The 20,217-nt window shown below is 51.0% G+C and carries 13 protein-coding genes; 6 read left to right on the top strand and 7 right to left on the bottom strand.

Features of this window, described 5'->3' with window-relative positions; translation table 11 throughout:
- Window positions 1-8: 8 nt before the first annotated feature.
- On the top strand, window positions 9-2,054 hold the full coding sequence (locus A8710_RS08220) for a pilus assembly protein TadG-related protein (protein ID WP_082968743.1): 2,046 nt from the start codon (window positions 9-11) through the stop codon (window positions 2,052-2,054).
- Here the strand turns inward: A8710_RS08220 and A8710_RS08215 are convergent, their stop codons facing one another.
- The 7 genes from A8710_RS08215 to mfd all read right to left on the bottom strand — a co-directional run bounded on the left by A8710_RS08215 (window position 2,055) and on the right by mfd (window position 12,011).
- Complete coding sequence (locus A8710_RS08215) at window positions 2,055-2,507, bottom strand: TadE/TadG family type IV pilus assembly protein (protein WP_068859554.1); 453 nt, start codon at window positions 2,505-2,507, stop codon at window positions 2,055-2,057.
- Window positions 2,507-2,986: a TadE/TadG family type IV pilus assembly protein gene (locus tag A8710_RS08210; protein ID WP_082968742.1), complete on the bottom strand. Its 480-nt coding sequence runs from the start codon at window positions 2,984-2,986 to the stop codon at window positions 2,507-2,509. The genes A8710_RS08215 and A8710_RS08210 overlap by 1 nt, the downstream gene beginning before the upstream one ends.
- Window positions 2,987-3,052: 66 nt before the next feature.
- Window positions 3,053-4,213 carry a glycosyltransferase family 87 protein gene (locus tag A8710_RS08205; protein WP_068859552.1) on the bottom strand — a complete coding sequence of 387 codons (1,161 nt, stop codon included), beginning with the start codon at window positions 4,211-4,213 and terminating at the stop codon, window positions 3,053-3,055.
- Window positions 4,214-4,218: 5 nt separating this feature from the next.
- Window positions 4,219-5,424 (bottom strand): glycosyltransferase family 87 protein, encoded by a 1,206-nt coding sequence (locus tag A8710_RS08200; protein ID WP_068859551.1) that lies wholly within the window; start codon window positions 5,422-5,424, stop codon window positions 4,219-4,221.
- The gene (locus A8710_RS08195) at window positions 5,421-7,007 is read right to left on the bottom strand and encodes a hypothetical protein (RefSeq protein ID WP_157686362.1); all 1,587 of its coding nucleotides are present in this window, start codon (window positions 7,005-7,007) and stop codon (window positions 5,421-5,423) included. Before A8710_RS08195 ends, A8710_RS08200 begins: the two co-directional genes overlap by 4 nt.
- 2 nt (window positions 7,008-7,009) lie before the next feature.
- Window positions 7,010-8,551, bottom strand: coding sequence for a hypothetical protein (locus A8710_RS08190; RefSeq protein ID WP_157686360.1), 1,542 nt, complete (start codon window positions 8,549-8,551; stop codon window positions 7,010-7,012).
- Window positions 8,514-12,011 (bottom strand): transcription-repair coupling factor, encoded by a 3,498-nt coding sequence (gene mfd / locus A8710_RS08185; RefSeq protein WP_068860703.1) that lies wholly within the window; start codon window positions 12,009-12,011, stop codon window positions 8,514-8,516. The genes A8710_RS08190 and mfd overlap by 38 nt, the downstream gene beginning before the upstream one ends.
- 242 nt (window positions 12,012-12,253) lie before the next feature.
- On the opposite strand from mfd, the gene A8710_RS08180 reads away from it, so the two are divergent.
- From A8710_RS08180 to A8710_RS08160, 5 genes are all read left to right on the top strand, one after another.
- A complete protein-coding gene (locus A8710_RS08180) occupies window positions 12,254-14,305 on the top strand; it encodes a TonB-dependent receptor family protein (protein ID WP_068859545.1) in 2,052 nt (683 codons plus the stop codon).
- 2 nt (window positions 14,306-14,307) lie between these two features.
- Window positions 14,308-15,735: a hypothetical protein gene (locus A8710_RS08175; RefSeq protein WP_068859543.1), complete on the top strand. Its 1,428-nt coding sequence runs from the start codon at window positions 14,308-14,310 to the stop codon at window positions 15,733-15,735.
- Window positions 15,736-15,824: 89 nt separating this feature from the next.
- Window positions 15,825-17,726, top strand: a complete 1,902-nt coding sequence (locus A8710_RS08170) for a PAS domain-containing sensor histidine kinase (protein ID WP_068859541.1) — start codon at window positions 15,825-15,827, stop codon at window positions 17,724-17,726.
- On the top strand, window positions 17,726-18,127 hold the full coding sequence (locus tag A8710_RS08165) for a response regulator (protein WP_068859539.1): 402 nt from the start codon (window positions 17,726-17,728) through the stop codon (window positions 18,125-18,127). The genes A8710_RS08170 and A8710_RS08165 overlap by 1 nt, the downstream gene beginning before the upstream one ends.
- A gap of 35 nt (window positions 18,128-18,162) precedes the next feature.
- Window positions 18,163-20,211, top strand: a complete 2,049-nt coding sequence (locus A8710_RS08160; protein ID WP_082968741.1) for a pilus assembly protein TadG-related protein — start codon at window positions 18,163-18,165, stop codon at window positions 20,209-20,211.
- Window positions 20,212-20,217 lie beyond the last annotated feature (6 nt).

Genomic DNA, 20,217 nt, shown 5'->3' with positions numbered 1-20,217 from the left:
ATAAACGCATGACACCACAACGCTTATTAATGCGTAAAAACAACCTCATGCTGTCACGACATAGCCAGCAAGGCGCTGTGTTAATTATGACAGTAGGTTTTATGTTGCTTGCGGTGTTGTGCTTGGCGCTCGTGGTGGATACTGGTCGGTTGTATGTTGAAAAACGGAAACTTCAGCGTGTTGCCGATATGGCGGCCATTGAGGCGATGGCGCGAGATGGTGCTTGTAATACGGGTACAGCACTGACCTTTGCAACGCAAAGCGCTGCGCGTAATGACTTTACTGTGGGCGGCACCAATACATTGACGCTGACCTGTGGACAAGTGAGTACCGTAGGCGGGCTTAGAACGGTGGCGGCCACGCCTTTTGGTGGTGTCGATAATGCAATTCAGGTAGTCGCAGCCCGCCAAGTTGCAGCCAGTATGATAGCTGGCGGCATTTTCGGTGGAAAAATATCGCTATCGGCGGCCGCTGTTGCAACCAAGGGCGTGCCACTAGCCTCTCTGGCGTTGCGAACCACAGTAGCAACCGTAGATTCTACAAGGGGTGCGCTACTTAACTCCGTTATAGGCGGCTTGCTCGGCGGTGCTGTTAACGTTTCGGCGCTCGGATGGAATGGCCTCCTTGGCACACAACTCAGCCTCTTCGACTTTTTAGATCAGCTCAAAGTGAATTTGGGTTTGTCGGCCGGTGGGTATACCGAGGTGCTTTCGCAGAATCTCACCGTGGGCCAAATTATTGATGCCACCTCCACCGTACTGGGGCGTGATGGCAATACCGCAGCTTCAACATTAACGGCGTTATCCGCACTGAAAGTAGGGGCGTTGATTAACCCTGTTACGGTCCAGCTGGCTAATATTATTAAGCTACAGACGGCCACCTCCTACGCGGGGGCCGACCTCGGCGTCAATGTATTCGATTTAATTCAGGGCAGTGTGCAGTTAGCCAACGGCACGAATGCGTTAGTTGCGGACGTGCCGATTACCCTACCGGGTCTTGTGGGCACTAATATCAGCACGCGTGTCATGGAAGCTCCCCAACTATCATCGGTTGGTAATCCTGCGCTGGCGAAAGCTGATCCCCTTGGGCTGAATAAAATTTATGTCCGGTCTGCTCAGATTCGCTCACTCGTTTCTGTGGATTTACCGGCAGTGGCTGGTTTGAGCTCAGTGGTTACCGCCTTATCGGCTGCGCTTTCGCCTGTAACAACCCTTTTAACCAACACGTTTAGTCTTACTGGTTTGGTCACGAATTTAGTCTGTGGCTTGATTGGCACCTGTGAGTCTAAGGAAACGTTGATTAAGGTCTTACCCTCTGCCCGAGTGGATGTGAATTTAGATGTGGGCGGCGGTGAATCCTATGTCAGTGATTACAGTTGTAGTGGCGCCAATAAAACCCTAACAGCACCCAGTAAAACCTCTGCAGCCTGGTTGCGTATTGGTCAAATGGGCACCTCTACTGCTAACGCCAAGGCCAATGTATTTAGTTCTGCGAATGCGCCGGTGGTAGATCCGGTACCGGTCTTACAAGTTGGATTTGTAGAGGTGCGGCAGACCTGCCTGTTATTCGTTGCATGTTTCAATAAGGTCTACAAGTCCACTGCCAATACGTGGACAGAGTCGAACCGTAACAACGCTAAATTTACAGTGAAAATTGGCTTAGGACTTAAGGTTGACTCACCCGTCGCGGGTGTGAATCAGACGTTAACGTTTACCAATCCGCCTGAGGTAGGCGCTGCGTTAACGAATTCGGACTATCAAAAAATTACAAGTACCAGTGTTGTGAATAGTCTGATCAACACCTTAGCGAGTATTACCCTGCAACCTTATTACACCAGCGATTCGGGTTTATTAGGGGCGCTATTTGGTATTGTGACCAGTGCATTGGATGGTCTGAAAACGGCATTACAAAATGCCATTGTGCCGCTTTTGTCGGGCTTATTAGATCCGATCCTAGACTTTCTGTTAGATACCCTAGGTGTAAACCTAGCGGAAACGGAAGTGGCGGGGCAGTTGAGTTGTTCAGGTACAGATGGTGTGAGGCTCGTTAAATAATTACAGAATGACCCGAGACCGCGCGGTTAACGTGGGTGGCAGTGCTGGGATTTGGCCTAATCCGGGTAAATTTAACGGCTTTATTCGCGCCACTGAGCTGTAGTTCGGAATATTCAGCTGGGTTTGCAATACGCATGCGGGCCGGCTAACAGGGCAAGATGCATCGGTCACAAAGGTGGCCGTGGTGGATAAGCCGGTTGTCCACCCACTCAACCACAGCATTTGTCGGTTCATTTCAGCCAGTGCTTGCGCGGTGACGGCTGCATCGTAGCTGGGTGTGCTGGCAGGCACGGTAGCGGCCACGCGTGCACCTTCGGCGCTAGCCCGATTCATCGATTGCAGCAAAATTAATGGGATGGTGTAGCTGACCAGCGCCCAGAAAACACCAAACACCAAGGTAAACACCAAGGCAAACTCAATGACGGCAACGCCTTTCTCTTGCTGTTTACGCATCACATATTCTCCAAGCGCAGTCGTGATGTCGTACTAAAAGCAGACAAATTAGGCAGGCTAAAACCAATTAAATTAAGGGGCGGGACAATGCACGCCACTTTGTTGCTGCTGCTGCAGCCCGGATAGGTCAGGGTAACCACCAGCGTTCTAAACGTATCGATGGTTTGCACGGTGACGGACGGTACGACGGTATCCGCTCGCCTCAGTCGAGGGGGTAGCACGCTAAGCTCTTGAGTGAGGCGGGCTTGGGCCAGCGTAACAATGGCGGCGTTACTTTGACTGGGGTCGATCCGCAGGGCATATCGAGCAGTTTCAGCGGTTGCTTGATTCATGACTTGATAAAGAAAAAATGGAAAGGCGTAGCTTAATACCGCCCAGAAGGTCGTGAATAACAGCCCGAAAACAAATGAGAACTCGATCGCTGAAGCGCCTCGTTGTCGATGCTTAGTGGTCATGGCGTGAGCCAGTGTTTTGGACATGGTGTTTAACCTTTAGCGTTGTGTCCAATATAGTCCCAGTTTAGTTGTCGTTGTATAGCGGGATTGTTAAAAAGCGTGGCGTGCACGGCGATAGGCTGTCCATAGTAAGGCCAGATTGACGACGGCACCGACAAGAACAACCTGGCCGGTCACTAAATACAGCCCGAGCTTTACGTAGAGCAGTAGTGACCACGTGATGACTAAAAGGGCTCGTTCACCGGCCAACCAACCCGACTTATGACCGAGCTGGTAGAGCCAAAGTATGGGCAAAATTTGCCAAACCAGATCGTAATCAAACAGGTAGGGGCTGATTAGCAAAGTCGCGGCAACTAAGGCTATGCCCCGAATGCTAGCCTGTTGGCTGAGTCGCCATGTTGCGAGCAGCGTGACAATTGCCAGTGCTGCGACCAGTGCATGCAAACCATAAGCCCACGCGAGTGAGCCGTCAATTTGTCTGACCAGGGCAAACACCGTCGGCATGCGTTCAAGCGGGATGTCCGTTTCTAAATAGGTTTTAGCCATATTTAGCCCGCTTAAAAACGTTGGCCAAATATCCGTGCCGAGTACCCATGTGGCTAAGCCGGCAAAGCTAGTACTGCTAATAATAAATGCCTTGAGTGCTCGCCAGTTTTGAGTCCACAGCATCATCAGCGGAAAGAGCAGCAACAACTGTGGCTTGATGCAAAGTAGCCCCATCAGCGTGCCGGCTAATACCGGCTTTTTCTCGAGATAGTAAAGCGACAGTGCAGCTAGGCTGACGGTGATTAAGCCATTCTGTCCTGAGGTTATGTTCAGAAATAACGCGGGAAAGGCAGCGGCCAAAATCAGTAGACCATTCCCTCGCGTATGCTTTGCCAAGGCACCTAAGTAAAGACACAAACCCAATAGCGAGAATGCCGCGTAAGCAAGGGCATAGCTCATGTACGCCAACGGGTACACCAAGAGCAGGAACTGAGGCGGGTAGTACCAGCCGGTGTGCGGCATGTTGACGGGTGCAACCAGCTTTTCTGCCGCCAGTAGCGACGCCGCATGGTAGGCGTCTGTCGGGCTGCCTATTTGAGCGAGATGGGAGGCTGCCCAATAGGTAATGAAATCCGCTCCTAGCGGATGGCCCTGTTCATTAAGCAAGCCAGTAAACGAATCCAGCGTGAAGTAAAGCAAAGCGATATGAAGGCCAAGCAGTGCCCATAGGGTCATCTGCAGTCTTGGTGATGCAAGCTGTTGCATCCGGTTTAAGCCTCCTGAGGAGTAGCCACCGACCGCGCCACTCTCAAGTGCATCATGATGATTACCGATAGGGAAGCCGAAATGAGTACGAACAGATTCGGCCCAAAGGTTCTGGACATGGTGAGATCAATAAATGGAAATAGCCAAGCCAATAACAGAAGCTCTCTTTCACCGCGAATCCACCCCTGTTGTATTCCTCGCAGGCCAAGCAAGATGAGCGGGATAGCCATCCAGACCAGTTCATAGTCATACATATAGGGGCTGAAATGTAGGCTGGCCAACACAAGCGATGAGGCTCGTAAGGCCATATCTTGGCTGCTCAGCCATACATAGGCGCATAAAAGCGTTAAAGCAGTGGCATAGGTGATGTGCGCAATATAAGCCAGTTCGGTGCTTGCGCCGACCAGCTTAGCCGCTGAGAAAACACTGATCATCTGGCTCCAGCGTAGCTGGCCGGACTCCAGGAACTGCCTCGCTTCGATCAAGCTGTGTAAGAAAGCGGGCCATGACTCGTAACCGATTAACCAAGTGCTTAAAACGCAGACCAGTGTTGCGGTGATGGCGGCACTGACAAAGGCTTGCCCGTGTCGCCCGCAAATTAGCACCAGTGGGAATAGCATCGCCATCTGAGGCTTAATGGCTAATAAACCCACACAGATGCCGGCGAGCCACGGCCGCTTTTCTAGGAGTGCCACAGCGAGTATGCCCAATCCGGCGGTTAAAAAAGCATTTTGGCCGTAGATCAAATTCACTAGGACCGCAGGAAAGGCTAGGAGGGGAAACCAAATGTTGTACTCCGGCGCCAAGCGTTTCGCTGCCAGGACATAAAACAACAGCGTTAACAGCATGAAGGTGGCAAAGGCGGGTTTGTATTCGAGAAGCACCAAAGGCTTTATCAGCGCGTGAAACGTGGGAGGGTAAAACCAAGCGTACTTCTCTGACTTTGCCCACACGGCTTTTTCAGCGGCATACATTTTTTCCAGATCGTAGGCATCAACAGCTTTCCCTGCCTGAGCCAATTCCGCTGCTGCATAAAACGTAATGAAGTCTCGGTCGGGACGTGGGTCTTTGGCTGTCGTGGAAATAAAACTTTCGTAAATCAGGCTGCCAAGAAAAATGGAAAAAATGACGAGAAAGATCCACGAATAAACATTCACACGTTCAGCGTTGAGCCAATGAGTGTGTTGACCTTTTAGGGAGAACTCAGTCATTGGTGTGGGTCCTGAAGTTGGAGTTGACGGGAGCAGCGCTGCGCAACCTCAGCCGGGATATAAAGTGCAAGCCATTCTTTGTTTGCTTGCTGGGAAACGGACGAGTAATGGCAGCCGGTATGTTGATTAAATGCAGCTAATGACCCGCGAACAATAAATACAGCATAGCGCTCACCTTGAAACGCATTCCAGTTGTATGGGCTTGGGCTCCAGTCAAAGCCATTACCAATCGTGGCAAAAGGCAGGTGCTGACGGTTGTAGCGTAGGGGCTGAAGATCGGTTGCAGCAAAATTAGGATCTACTAAGCCATTTTTGAGAACGCCATACCATTGCCCACTGTGCAAATAGATCGGTGCAATAAACCCTTCTGCGTTGTACGAGTAGGACAGGCTTAACGCCCGTTGCCCCTCAGGCATGGAGGGTAACGCGCTGACTAGGTTTGCGATTTGCCGATCATAGACGTGTGCCCTATTGATTTGTACGACCAACATTGCCGAACTCGCCAATAGCAAACTGGGCAGCAAGAGGTGGTGCGTTCGAGCCCGAGGGATGAGCAGCAAGGGAAATACGCAGAAAAAAAGCAGGCTAAAGCGCTCAGCAGAATAAAGGGATCCATTGATAACACTGGGCATGACCAATAGGACGGCGAGTAGTAGCGCCAAGAGCAGTAAGGGCTTACGGCTGTAATTCACACGATAGCCCAGCAGGAAAGGCGAGAGCACAAGCATCATCCCAGTAACGATGGCTCCCGTGCCATTCTCCCAGCCGAAGATGCGTGGGAAAAAGCCCGTAATACGACCCCAGCCATTGATGAGCTGCGGATGTAATGAGGAAAGTTCTTGATAGTAAAAATAGGGAGAAAGAGATGGGTGGATGCCAAAGTAAATGCCATGTCCGAAACCTTGTACACCGGTGTCAGCCAAGAGTTGCCATGTCACCACGGGCATCAGCAATACCAGGACTAGCAAGTAGTTGCGAAGCCTCAGGAAGCGTTGGGGTTCGACTAGCGTCAGCGTGAGTACGATAGCGGCCGTGACAACGGCGGTAAGCCCATGGGTAAGCACGATGGCCAGTGCCAACAATACGCAGCGAATGAGAGAAGCCCTATGAGTACTAGAGGCGGGCTGCATCTCCGCCAATAACAACAGCATAAACACCGCAGAGACGTTAAAGGGTAAAAAGCCCCATTGATAACTGAAACCATACAGCCCAAAAATAGAAAAAATCGCTAACTTGGGCTCGCAGCCATGCCGCTTCAGGAGTCTTGCTGAGGCCAATACCAGCCCAGCTAACGATAGGCTAATGAGAATTTTTACGCTCGTGAGCGTGCCCACGACTAGGGCGAGCAACGCACCGACAAAATAGGTGAGTAGGTAGGGCGTGACGTAATTGAGATATATCTCCTGTTCCCATCGATGGGTCAAAAAATGGTCGAGTAGAAGATTAATTTGTGCGGCATGCTGTGGGATGTCGGTACCTAAAGGAAGCGCACTTAACCAGACAGGCACAGTGGCTAGCAGCGCAAGCATTGTTAGGAAGACGGGCTCTGTCCTTACTCGATAACGCTTAAGCCCAAGGTTCATGTTTAGTCTGCCTTTGTCACAGTAAACCAACTCGACTGTGCAGGATGATCTGCCTGATAGCTGGCAATGGCCTTAAGTAGGACTTTGGCACTACTTGTGGAGTCGGCAAACAGCGAAACACGTCTACCGGCTGGTGTAAACAAAGGGCCAGGAATTTCGAAGGTGGCGACTTTAATGAGATGTCGTGGCCAGTCAGGGAACCAATGTTCATAGATCATGGCGTAGTGAATGTCATGCTGGGTAAGCAACGTGGATACCCAAGCCGACCCGGGCCCCATGGTTTTCCTGAGTTCGTAAACGCCTTTACTGCCAAGCCCAACCAAATCTAATACCGGGAGTTCGTTGTGCCGACTGATTAGCCCAACATCGTTCACTGCCACAGGCTGCTTAAGATAGTGCTGAACGAGTTCTGCCAGTTGCCCTTGTTGGTCATGTATATTTTTTGCAGCCCAGGGTGCGGATGGCCCTGAGTAAAAATTGCCTAAATTTAGAACAATCACAAGCAGTAAAAAAATGATTCGTCGGGCGTAAGTACTCAGATATCGCTCAACTAAGGGGAAGCTGCTGTGTAGCAGCGCCACCCAACAGCAGGCCAGCACATAGACTTCATAGCGACCTGAGTTGACCCGGCCAAATAAGGCATGCGCAACATAAACCACTGTGGCAATGGCCATGAGTTGACGGCCCAGTGCTTGTCGTCCTGCGGCAAACCAGCCGAGCACCAACCACAGCAAATAACGGTTGTATTCCTGTTGCATTACGAACTGAATGTTCTCAAGGAGTGCCGCCCATAGCTGTTGCCACGAGCGTTCGTCTAGCTCTGCGAATACAGACTTAATTTGTACGGAAGCAGGCAACCAACCGAGACCCAAGCCCTCATGTAAGAACAGGGAGTAGACACCGAGTGTCAGGACGATAATGAGCAGGGTGGCGAGTGCTTTTTTAGACTCTCCCTTTGAGGCAGCCAGGAGTAGCACGGGAAGGCATAGTGCCAGGCTTTCATAGCGAATGAGCGCAAGGGCATAAATGGCCACAAAGAGAGAGCTTGTTTGCCATTGTTGCTGACTCACAGCGATCATTACTCGAGTCGCCAACCAAGCCTGAGTGAGCTGCTCCATCCCTGAGAGGCTAAGCCAATAAACATTCAAGCTAATGAAGATGGCTACCAGTAACCAGATCGTGTTCCTCTGATCACATAGCCGGTGGTCTAGCCATGTTTTTAAGTCCATTCCCAGCAGCGCGAGAATGCATAGGTTGGTGAGCAGCGGAATGTAATCAAACCCAACGGGAAGCCAGGACCAGATGGTCAGCCAGAGTGTCCACAAAAGACTTGAAGAGGGCGAAGCGACACTGCTTAGGTGCAGGCCAAAATGACCCTGCTGGCCAATCATCTCAGCGAGTTGAAGATGGATATAGGCGTCATCTAGCGTATAAAAAAAACGGCCAATTAACGCCCATGTCACAGCAATCAGAATGGCAGCAGGTAGGAGTAATAATCCGACCGTTTTAATGTGATTTGTTCGCGCCCACGTCACTGCCTGCATGCTGTCCTGCCAATCCATCCAAAAGGGCGTGTACAAACTTCAATCGAGTTTCGTTCACATTCATCGTGTCTGTGAAGCGTAGCGTGTCGCCGCCCTCGAGTTTGTAGCGTTTCGGTTCTTTCTGGATAAGCTGTATTAACCGGCGGGGGTCTACCGTGGTGTCATTGCTAAATTCGAGACGACCACCGTTGGGGCCGGCGTCAATTTTTTTAATGCCCAGCGCCTGTGCTTTGAGCTTCAGCGCGCTCACCGCAAATAGGTTTTTAACCGGCTCGGGTAGTAAGCCAAAGCGATCAATCATCTCCACTTGCAGCTCATCCAGCGCATCGTCGCTGGCGGCATTGCTGATGCGCTTGTAGAGCATCAAGCGGTTGTGCACATCGGGCAGATAGTCTTCGGGAATCAAAGCGGATAGACGCAGGTTAATGTCGGCACCGAGTGTGAAGGGCTGATCCATATTCGGCGTTTTGCCGCTGCGAATCGCCTTTACCGCGCGATCGAGCATCTCCATATACAGCGTAAATCCGACGCTCTGAATATTGCCACTCTGGTCTTCGCCAAGCAGCTCACCCGCACCACGAATTTCCAAATCTTGTGAGGCCAGCGCAAATCCTGCGCCGAGATCATCGGCGGCAGCAATGGCATCCAACCGTTTTTGAGCATCACCGCTAAGGGCTTTAGGCGGTGGCGTGAGCAAGTAGGCATAGGCCTGATGGTGCGAGCGTCCAACGCGGCCACGCAGCTGGTGTAGCTGGGCTAGGCCGAGCTTGTCGGCTCTATCCATGATGATGGTGTTGGCGCTGGGCACGTCAATGCCGGTTTCGATGATGGTCGAGCACACCAGAATATTGTGCTGCTTGTGATAGAACTGCTGCATGACTTGTTCCAGCTCGCGTTCGCGCATCTGCCCATGCGCGATACCCACGCGGGCCTCCGGCACCAGCGTCATCAGCTCCTGTGCACACTTCTCAATGCTGTCGACTTCGTTGTGCAAGTAATACACCTGACCACCGCGCAGCAGCTCACGCAAAATGGCTTCCTTGATCACGGCCGGATGCGTTTCGCGCACGAAGGTTTTCACCGCCAGTCGGCGTGCCGGCGGCGTGGCGATGATGGACAAATCTCGCATGCCAGCGAAGGCCATGTTCAGCGTGCGCGGAATCGGTGTGGCGGTCAGTGTCAGCATGTCGACTTCGGCACGACGCTGCTTTAGCGCCTCTTTGTGACGCACGCCGAAGCGGTGTTCTTCATCGACGATGATGAGCCCGAGCTGCTTGAACTGAAGCTCTTCGCTGAGCAACTTATGCGTGCCAATGAGAATGTCGATGCGGCCATCTGCGGCGGCATCCATGGCTGCTTTTTGTTCCTTGGCAGTTTTGAAGCGTGACAACACTTCAATGCGCACCGGCCAATCGGCAAAACGGTCGCAGAAGTTCTCGTAGTGCTGCTGGGCGAGCAGGGTAGTCGGCACCAACACGGCGACCTGCTTGCCATCCTGCACGGCCACGAAGGCGGCGCGCATGGCGACCTCGGTCTTGCCGAAGCCCACATCGCCACAAACGAGACGATCCATGGGGCGCGGCGAGCGCATATCGGCGATGGTGGCGAGGATGGCATTGGCCTGGTCGGCGGTTTCCTCGAACGGGAAGCCGGCGCTGAACAGGGCGTACTCGCCTTCATCAAACGGAAAGCCGTAGCCTTTGCGGGCGGCGCGACGCGCATAAAGATTAAGCAGTTCTGCAGCGGTATCATGCACTTGCTCAGCGGCCTTGCGGCGAGCCTTCTGCCATTGCTCCGTACCTAAACGATGCAGTGGCGCCATGGCGTCATCAGCACCCGCGAAGCGCGAGATCAGCTCTAAGCGTGCCACGGGCACATACAACTTAGCTTTGTCGGCGTATTCCAGTAGTAAGAATTCTTGGGTCTGTCCGTCCATATCCAGCGTGGTTAGGCCTTGGTAGCGGCCCACGCCGTGCTCTAGGTGCACCACCGGTGCGCCCGGCTGTAGCTCACTGAGGCTGCGGATGGCCAGTTCGTCTTGGCCGTCGGCCGAGGTTGCCTTACGACGCCGACGTTGTTGTACGCGCTGACCAAAGAGCTGCGACTCGGCGACTAAAGCAAAGCCATGGCTCCCCGAGTCACCCAGTAGGCCTTGCTCCAACGGCGCAATGGTGATGCACAGCGGCGCTGGGCTGGCGAGGAAGGCTTGCCAGCTATTTACGGGGGTCGGTTTTAACTCCCAGCGGTTAAGCAAATCACTGAGGCTTTCACGACGACCAGCACTTTCTGCGCAAATCAGTACTCGGCGCTGACCTTGCTGTTCCGCAACAAAATGGGCTAAAGCTTGTATTGGCCGTTCGGCCTTGGCTTCGATGGGCAGCGCAGGTGCCAGAGTAAATGGCAAATTCAGGACGCCAGCGCGGGGTTCTACGGGTTCCGCTTGCAAGGTAATGCGCGGAAATTGGTTGACCTCGCCGAACCATTCGTTTTCGCGTAGGAACAGTCGTTCAGGCGCGAGTAATGGGCGCGTACTGTCGCCACGGTACTGCTCGAAGCGGTCATTCACTTCGCCGCGAAAGGTGGCGAGCTGCGCCGGTGCCAGCGCTTCCATCAGCATCAGGCTGTTGGCGGGCAGGTAGTCGAAGAGCGTGCCGGTCTGCTCGAAGAACAGTGGCAAGTAGTACTCAATGCCGTTGCCCGCAATACCGCTGACCACATCTTGATAGATCGAGCAGCGTTTCGGGTCGCCGCTAAAGCTGTCTGCCCACTGATCGCGGAAGCGGCGGATGCCGGCCTTGTCGAGCGGGAATTCGTGCGCTGGCATCAGCGTCAGTTCGGTGATGGCTTCTACGGTGCGCTGCGTTTCCACATCGAACAGGCGCAGAGTATCGATCTCGTCATCAAAGAGCTCGATGCGCACCGGGTGTTCAGCACCCATGGGGTACAGATCCACAAGACTGCCGCGCACGGCAAATTCGCCATGCTCATAGACCGTGTCTACAGTGCGATAGCCAGCTGCTTGTAACTGTGCCCGAGTATCTTCCAACGTAAGTTTTTGACCACGCTTCAGACTGACGGCCTGGCCGAGCAGCCAATTACGTGGCGGCAGTCGGTGTGCACAGGTGCTGACCGGCACCACGAGGATGCCGCGAGTCGCGGAGGGCAGTCGGGAAAGGACCTGCAAGCGCGTAGAAATAATGTCTTGATGCGGCGAGAACTGGTCGTAGGGCAGGGTTTCCCAATCGGGAAAATGCCAGATCGGCAAAGCAGTGTCATCGCCCAGAAAGAAGCGTAGCTCCTCTTCCAGACGGGCGCCGGTTTGCGTGCTGGCGGTAATCATCACGACCAAGCCATTGTGCTGCTGCACGGTCTGAGCCAGCGTGAGTGCTAGCGCAGCCCCCGTGAGCTGGCCCCATTGCCGACGATCATCGGCACGCTTAGGTAGGTCAAGGACAGGCAGAGCAAGGGCGGTATTCAATGACGACATCGGGCAGTTCCGGCTAAGCAGCATCAGCGATGAAATGACAAAAGGCCGCAACGGCGACCGGCTCCGAGTGTAGCGCAAGCACAGGCTGGGTGGCACTGCGACAGCGTAGTTGGCTGCGTTGACGCTTATCGGTGCGACAATATGTCGCAGGTGGAGTGGCCTTAAGCTGCATACAATCCGGCCCATGCTTTCATCGGCCGGACCCCATAATAATCATGACGCACCCATTCACTTTAACGCCCCTTGCCTTAGCCGTTTCAACCGTAGCGCTAACGATTTCGGGGGCGACGTGGGGCATGCACGAGACCGTCGTTGAGGTTTCTGTTCCGCTGGAGCAACAGTCGGCTTTTTCAGTCACGCCGGCGCAGGCATTAAGTGAGCTTCAGCGCACTGCAGGCGGGGTTACGGTGGTGGATGCTCAGCATTACCTCACCGGTCGCGCAGGGACGATGGAAGACACGCTAAAACTCGCCACGGGTGTGTTCATTCAGTCGCGATTCGGTGCTGATGAAGCCCGTGTGTCTATTCGTGGCTCAGGATTGCAACGAACCTTCCATGGGCGCGGTTTAATGCTCTTGCAAGATGGCGTTCCGCTGAATCTCGCCGATGGTGGCTTTGATATGCAGGCCATTGAGCCGCAGGCGACCTGCTACATTGAGGTTGAGCGTGGTGCGAATGCCTTACGTTATGGCAGTAGCACCTTAGGTGGGGCCATTAATTATGTATCGCAAACAGGCCGAACCGCACCGCCGCTGGTGTTACGTGCCGAGGCCGGCAGCTTTGACTATCAGCGCTATCAGGCCTCGGTAGCAGGGCAACAGGGTTCTGCAGACGGCTATGCGTCTTTCAACTTTACCGAGCAAGCAGGCTTTCGAGATCACGCACGCCAACGCAACCAGCGCTTGGTTGGAAATGTGGGCTGGCAGCTTTCGCCCCAGATTGAATCGCGCTTTTATGTCACAGCCGTTGATACGGATTCAGAGCTGCCGGGTAATCTGACTTATGCCCAGCTGAAAGCGAACCCGCGTAAGGCTGATGCGCTCAGTGTTAATCGGGATGCCAAACGTGACTTTGCCCTTTACCGTTTGGCTAATCGCACGGCGATAACCCATGACGACAATAGCCAAACTGAAGTGACGAGTTATGCCGCAAAGAAATACCTATTTCACCCATTGGGTTTCGCGCGCATCGAGCAAGAAAATAGAGATCTTGGGCTGGGCTTGAGGCATAGCCGAAATACCCAATGGCTGGGCATGACTCAGTCTCACGTGCTGGGAGCTAACTGGCGCCGAGGTTTAACGGTGGATGAGCAGTGCACATACGGTGGTGCTCCGGTCACAACTCATCCGTGCACAACGAAAACAAAATCCAACAAACTCACCGCGAATAATCTTGAGCTATATGGCGAGTCGCGCTGGGCATTCACACCCGCCACGACAGTTTCTCTCGGTGGCCAATGGACCGATGCTCAGCGCAAAGTGGCCCCTGGCGATGTCCCGCTAGGGCCGTTCTATGATCAAGACTATCGTCGTTTCTCACCCAAATTGGGCGTACTACATCACCTCACTGCATCATTGGATGTCTATGCCAACGTTAGTGCTAGCTATGAGCCGCCCAGCTTTTCAGAAACCACGGCAGGTGCCACCTTTAATCAAGCGCAGCGCGCCAGAACCTATGAGTTAGGGGCCCGCGCCGTTACTTTTTTTAAGGGCGCTCAGCTCAGCTACGATGTCAGCGTATATCGTGCACAACTTCGCAACGAGTTGTTGGCACTGACGCAAAATGGCACGCAAACCCTGACGGTGAATGCCGATCAAACAGTACACCAAGGCGTTGAAGCTGGGCTGTTGGCTGAAGCGGAACAATGGCGTGGTCAGGCCAGTTACCTCTACAACGATTTTAAGTTCCAACGTGATGCGCAATTTGGCAACCATCGCATCGCAGGCTTGCCGGATCAGGTGCTTTCAGCCGAGTTTGCGCTACGACTGCCAAAGCAAATGTGGTTAGGCCCTACCTTGCGCGCAGCCTCGCGAGCTTGGGTTGATCATGCCAATACCTTAGCGGCGCCCGGCTACAGCGTGTTTGGCGTTAAACTGAATCAGACGCTTTCGCCCGGACTCTCTTGGTTTGTTGAAGGGCGCAACCTCGGTGATAAGCGCTATGCCGCTACCACTGGCGTGATGCGCAACGCCGGCGGCAATGATCAGGCTCAATTCGCACCCGGCGAAGGTCGAGCCGTCTATGTTGGCGCAAGTAAGGCGTTCTGATCATGCTCAAGTCTTTGCTGCGCTGGCACCGCCCGTTAGCGATTCTCGCCGTTATCCCCGTGCTGGCGTGGTCGCTGACCGGCTTACTGCATCCATTAATGTCGCGTTGGCAGCCCTCTGCGGTGGCCATGAAGCCGCCGATGGATCTTGTGCTATCACCAGTAGATAGGCCTTGGAGCGACTTGCCAGCACCCGCTACCACCCTGCCTGATGGCTTGCAATTACGTGAGTTACGGGCGCTCACCTGGCAGCAAACTCCTTACTGGATGGTGCAAACAGCCTCGGGTGAAAGGCATTACTACGAGGCTGAAAGTGGTAAAGCTGCCAACATTGAGCCGGCCATTATCCTAGCCCTGGCCCGTCACTATACGGGTGTAAGCTCCCCAATTTTAAGCGTCCGCGAAGTCACTGCTTTTGATGATGAATACGCTTTTGTGAACCGATACTTGCCGGTTTGGCGAGTGGCGTTTGATCAGCCAGATGGCTTAGTCGCCTTTATTGAACCGCGCAGCTTGCAGCTCACAGGCCTTACCGATACGTGGAAAACACGCTTTAGCTTTTTGTTTTCTAACGTACATAGTTGGAAGTGGTGGCCCCACGAGCCTAGCCGTGATGTAGCCATGGTGAGCTTTTTGTCTGCAGCCATATTGCTGGTTTTGAGTGGGATTTTGCGCGCCAGGGCAAGGAAAGTAACGCCGGTAACCACGAAAACCACGCGTTGGCATCGTCGCATCGGTTGGTGTGTGGCAGCTGCTGCTTTGGCATGGGCTAGCAGTGGCATTTTTCACCTCCTAGCCATTAACAAAGGCCGTCCAGCATTCGCCACCTACCCGCTAACGCATACGTTCAATAGTGATGAGCTGATTCACCCCGCTCCCCCAATCAATAACGACTTAGCGCGCTTACAGATTGTGGCAACATCGGCTGGACCTCTCTGGCGTGAATGGGGCGTGCATTCAAATGCCCACGCGGAGATAGCTAATCATGAGCATCATTCAGTAGAAAAAAGTACACCCCATCTACTCGAAACCTATGCTTCCGCACGAACCGGGGAGGTTGTGCAGCCCACCGAGTATGTGCGTGAACTGACCGCTTCAGTGAGCCAGCAAGCGAAGTGGCTCAGCACGGAACCCATCACCGAGTTCACCTCAGAGTATGGCTTTGTGCAAAAGCGACTGCCGGTCTATCGGGTCATGTTCGAGGGTGAGCTTTCGGTATACATAGATCCCGCAGATGCTGCAGTAGCCACTGTGGTGAAAAATGTAGATCGAGCAGAAGGGTTTAGTTTTGCCTATCTGCACAAAGGACATTGGTTTGACTTCCTTGGAAAGGATGCGCGAGATGCCACTCTCGCACTATTCGCCTTATCGATATTTGTGATGGCTTGTACGGGCATCACCTTGTTACGAAGGGCTCGTCATTCACTGTAACTGATCTACATCTCATTACAGTTCTGCACCATACAGACCCGTCTTAGCTGTTTTAGTGTAACGCTAGAACCAGTGTAAGACGGGGCGACATGAAACCTGATTTAGTGAATGCAGTTTTAAACTCCTCGACTGAGCTCGCGATTATTGCGACATGCCCAGATGGCATTGTTCAGGTGTTCAATCGGGGAGCAGAGCTGATGCTGGGCTATAGCGCCGATGAAATGGTGAGTAAAAATACGCCGGCAATTTTTCATGATGTGAAAGAAGTAGAAGCATATTCATCGGTATTGTCTGCGAAATACCAGCAAGAAATTAACGGGTTTAACGTTTTTGTGTTCGAGCCAACGAGGCAAGGGCATGAGTGCCGTATGTGGACTTATCTTAGAAAAGACGGAACTCGTTTAACGGTTAACTTAACCATTACACCAATGAAAAACGAATCAGGTGAACTCATTGGATACATGGGAATTGCGCAAGATATAACCAAAATACGCTCACTTGAAAGTGAGTTGCTAATTAGTGATCAGCGATTTAGCGATGCGTTTCACTCGGCAACCCATGGTATGGGCTTGGTATCGATAGAAGGACGCTGGCTGGATGCAAACGCCGCACTCTGCAAGATTTTTGGCTATGAAAAAAATCAACTATTGTTGTTGGATTTCCAAAGAATTACGCATCCAGATGATTTGGAGCAGGACTTAGAACAAGTTAAGCAGCTGGTCGCGGGAGAGATTCTAAGTTATCAAATGGAGAAGCGCTATTACCATTCAAATGGAAGTTTAGTTTATGCCCTATTAAGCGTCTCATTGGTTAGAGACTTACAGGGAGTTCCATTGTATTTTGTTTCACAAATTCAAGATCTAACAACTAAGAAAGAAGTTGAGCTTCAATCTGAAGCCAGGCAACGCTATTTGCAACTGGTGCTGGATGCCGTGGCTGATGGAATAATAACGCTAGATAAAAATCTAGTTATTGAAAAATTTAACCCAGGCGCAGTAAAGATATTTCATTCGTTTGATGATGATATTTCAAATGTATCAATTTTGAACTTCATATCTGAGAATGATAAGCAGCGCTTCTCAAGTTTTTGCGTTGACTTTTTACTGGATATGAAGCGTAACGCTTCGCGTGTAGAAGTAGAAGGCATAAGAAAAGATTTAAGTACCTTTGAGCTGGAATGCCAAATTTCAAATCTTGTTATAGACGAAGAGCCTAAGGCTGTACTCGTGATAAGAGATATCACCCAGCGTAAGCGTACCGATAAAATGAAATCAGAGTTTGTCTCTACGGTTAGTCACGAACTCAGAACTCCCTTAACGGCAATAAAAGGATCGTTAGAACTGATTAGTCTGGGTGCCGTGGGTGATTTGAATCAGGAGATTACTCCTATTATGGATGTTGCGATCAGAAATACCTTAAGACTTTCATGTTTGATTAATGATCTTCTCGATATTGATAAGTTGGCATCAGGTAAGTTAGAGCTTAATCTTAAAGAACAAAGGATAATGCCAATAATTGATGATGCCATTGCACTGAACTCTAGGTTTGCTGAAGAATATAAAGTTCATTTGGAGCTTGTAGAAGGTTACGACTGCTGGGTGAATGTAGACTCACAGCGACTGCAGCAAATTCTAGCAAATTTTCTGTCTAATGCTGCTAAGTTTTCTCCTTTAAATAGTAAGGTAGATATAACGGTGTCTGCAATTGGAGAAATGGTCAGAGTTTCAGTAAAAGATAATGGGCCTGGTATTAGTGACGATTTTAAGTCAAAACTTTTTACCAGATTCTCTCAAGGCGATGGTTCAGACAGTCGAAAAAGCAGCGGAACAGGGTTAGGTCTGGCAATTTCTAAGGAGCTGGCCACTGCCATGAGTGCGAAAGTAGGTTGTATTAGTAAAATTAAGCATGGAAGTACATTTTATATTGACTTGCCCTGCAAGTCTGCTGGCCTGGTTAGATCTAATATTTCACCTTTAAGGGAGGTCAGCTAATGAAAGCTTCCACATTAAAAAATGTGCTTCTCGTCGAGGATGAGTCTGATATTCGACTTTTAGTTACCATGACACTTTCTCGTTTAGGAGGCTTAGATGTACATTCTGAGCCGTCAGGAAAGGGTGCAATTAGTTATTTGGCGGAAGGGAATCATCCGGATTTGATTGTGCTAGACGTCATGATGCCTGAAATGGATGGTGTGCAAACGTTTGAAGCCATTCGTGCTATGCCAGGATATGAAGAAACCCCTGTTTGTTTTCTAACTGCAAAAGTACATCCAGAGGAAATTAGGCGGTGGCATGAGTTAGGCATTAATGATGTGTTGTCTAAACCGTTTAGCCCCGCGTTGTTGCCGGGTCAGATTCAAGCCTGTTGGAGCAAGTGGCAACAAGCACATTAGTCGTCTTGTTGTTTTAAGTGTGGTTGGAGGCATGTATGAAAACAATAAACAATAGAGGATATATTATGGCCTTCTCGCGAGAGAAAGGGGCTGTTTTATTCCTCGCGGTTGGTTTCATGATGCTTGCAGTACTTAGTTTGGCTTTGGTAGTCGATACAGGTCGGCTATATATGTCTAAACGCAATTTACAACGAGTGGCTGATATGGCAGCCATCGAAGTGCTTGCGCGTAAAGGCAAATGCTCAGATCAGACAGCCACACAATATGCACAACAAAGTTTAATAAGGAATAATTTTATTCTCTCAGCAACCAAAACACTTACGGTTAGTTGTGGTCAGGTTGGCACTACACTGGGCATTAGAAATTTAATTACTAGCCCTATTGGTGCTTCTGATACAGCAGTCCGTGTGGTAGTCCGTGAGTCAGTTGCTGGAAGTCTTATTGCTGGCGGTATTTTTAAAGATAAAATTACGATGGAAGCAAGTGCGGTGGCAACGAATAGTGGCTCAGGATTGGCTGCATTAACACTTAAGAGTACCCTATTAAATGTTAATATTACTCAAAATAGCCGAGCTCAGCTTTTAAGCAGTATTTTTGGCGGCATGTTAGGTGGCAATTTAAATATTTCAGTGGGTGCATGGAATGGCCTTATTCATACCGAAATTGATATTTTTAAGTTTCTTGATAAATTGGCTATTAATGCAGGCTTAGCGGTCGGTAATTATGAAGACGTTCTAACTGCCAATTTTACGACTGGCGAGTTAATTCAAGCAGCTATAGATGTTATTGATGAACAAATTGGTACGCCCCAAGTAACGATTAATGCTTTAGATGCTATCGTAGCATTAGATGAGTTGCTTGTAGCATCACAGATTGCGCCTACTGATTTGAATGTAGGTGAGTTAATTAAGCTGCAAAATGGCGGTAACTACACGGGCGCAGCAGCTGAGCTTCAGTTATTTCACCTTGTTCAAGGAATTATTCAGTTAGCTAACAAAAATAATGCTGTTACAGCGACTATTCCGATTACCGTAGGCGGTACTACGATAGATGTTAAATTAAAAGTGATTGAGCCGCCGCTGTTATCCTCCATTGGTGATCCCGAACTTGCGCGTGCTGAGTCATATTTACCTATCAATGATAGTCCTAATAGAATTTATGTTAGATCCGCACAGGTTAGGCTGTTGATGTCGGTTAATTTAAGCAGCACGCTTACGAGTATCGTTAATACACTGCTAAGTACATTGAGTGGGACGCTGTCTTCGCTCACTACGCTACTCAATAATTTGTTATCGCTTAATCTCAATGGCGTGCTCGGCTCGCTGATTTGTGTAGGCTGTCAGCAGACTTTTGTAGACCCAATTATCCTTCCGCCTACGTTTCGTTTTGATGTGAACTTAGATGTGGGGGCAGGTGAGGCGAGGGTAACGGATTATTTGTGTAATGGAACCAACAAGTCGCTCTCAGTGAACGCCAAAACTGCCGCGACCAATTTACGTATCGGCAGCATGGGGAGTAGTGCTGCTAATGCACAAAGTTTGGTTTTTGCATCGACATCGGCGCCTGCAGTAAATCCTATCTCCCTCGTTGATATTGGCAAAAAGCAATGCACGGTGACTTGTTTGCTTGGCATTTGTAGTACCAGTAACTGCGTGCGTACGCCCTATGCCGGAGGCGGCTTGGGACTTAAAGCGGATGTGCCAGTGGCGCAAACTTCGGCTCTGCTTGTTTATCAAACGCCTGCCGCGAGTAACTTGCCAGAGCTATATGAAGCCCCGGCATTTCAATCCTTATCGTCCCAGAATATTATCAATAGTCTCACCAGCACGTTAGCTGGGCCTACGATTGAAATGTATCGGCCATCGGGTAGTGGGAACGGACTAGGTAGTTTATTGGTTGGCGCAGGAAGCACTATGGATGCTGTCATTGCCTTGTTAAAACAAGCTGTCAGCACCGTTCTCTCGCCTCTTTTGTCCCCGCTAACGACCATGCTGGTTAATAATTTAGGCATTGATTTAGCCACAACAGATGTTGGTGCAACGATGAGCTGCGGCAGTAGTGGTGGCGTAAAACTAGTACATTAATTTGAA

The organism is Perlucidibaca aquatica, assembly GCF_001676655.1.
GTDB classification, from domain to species: Bacteria; Pseudomonadota; Gammaproteobacteria; order Pseudomonadales; family Moraxellaceae; genus Perlucidibaca; species Perlucidibaca aquatica.
Note: the sequence above shows the minus strand (reverse complement) of the source record. Positions and strands in the feature narration are given on the sequence as shown.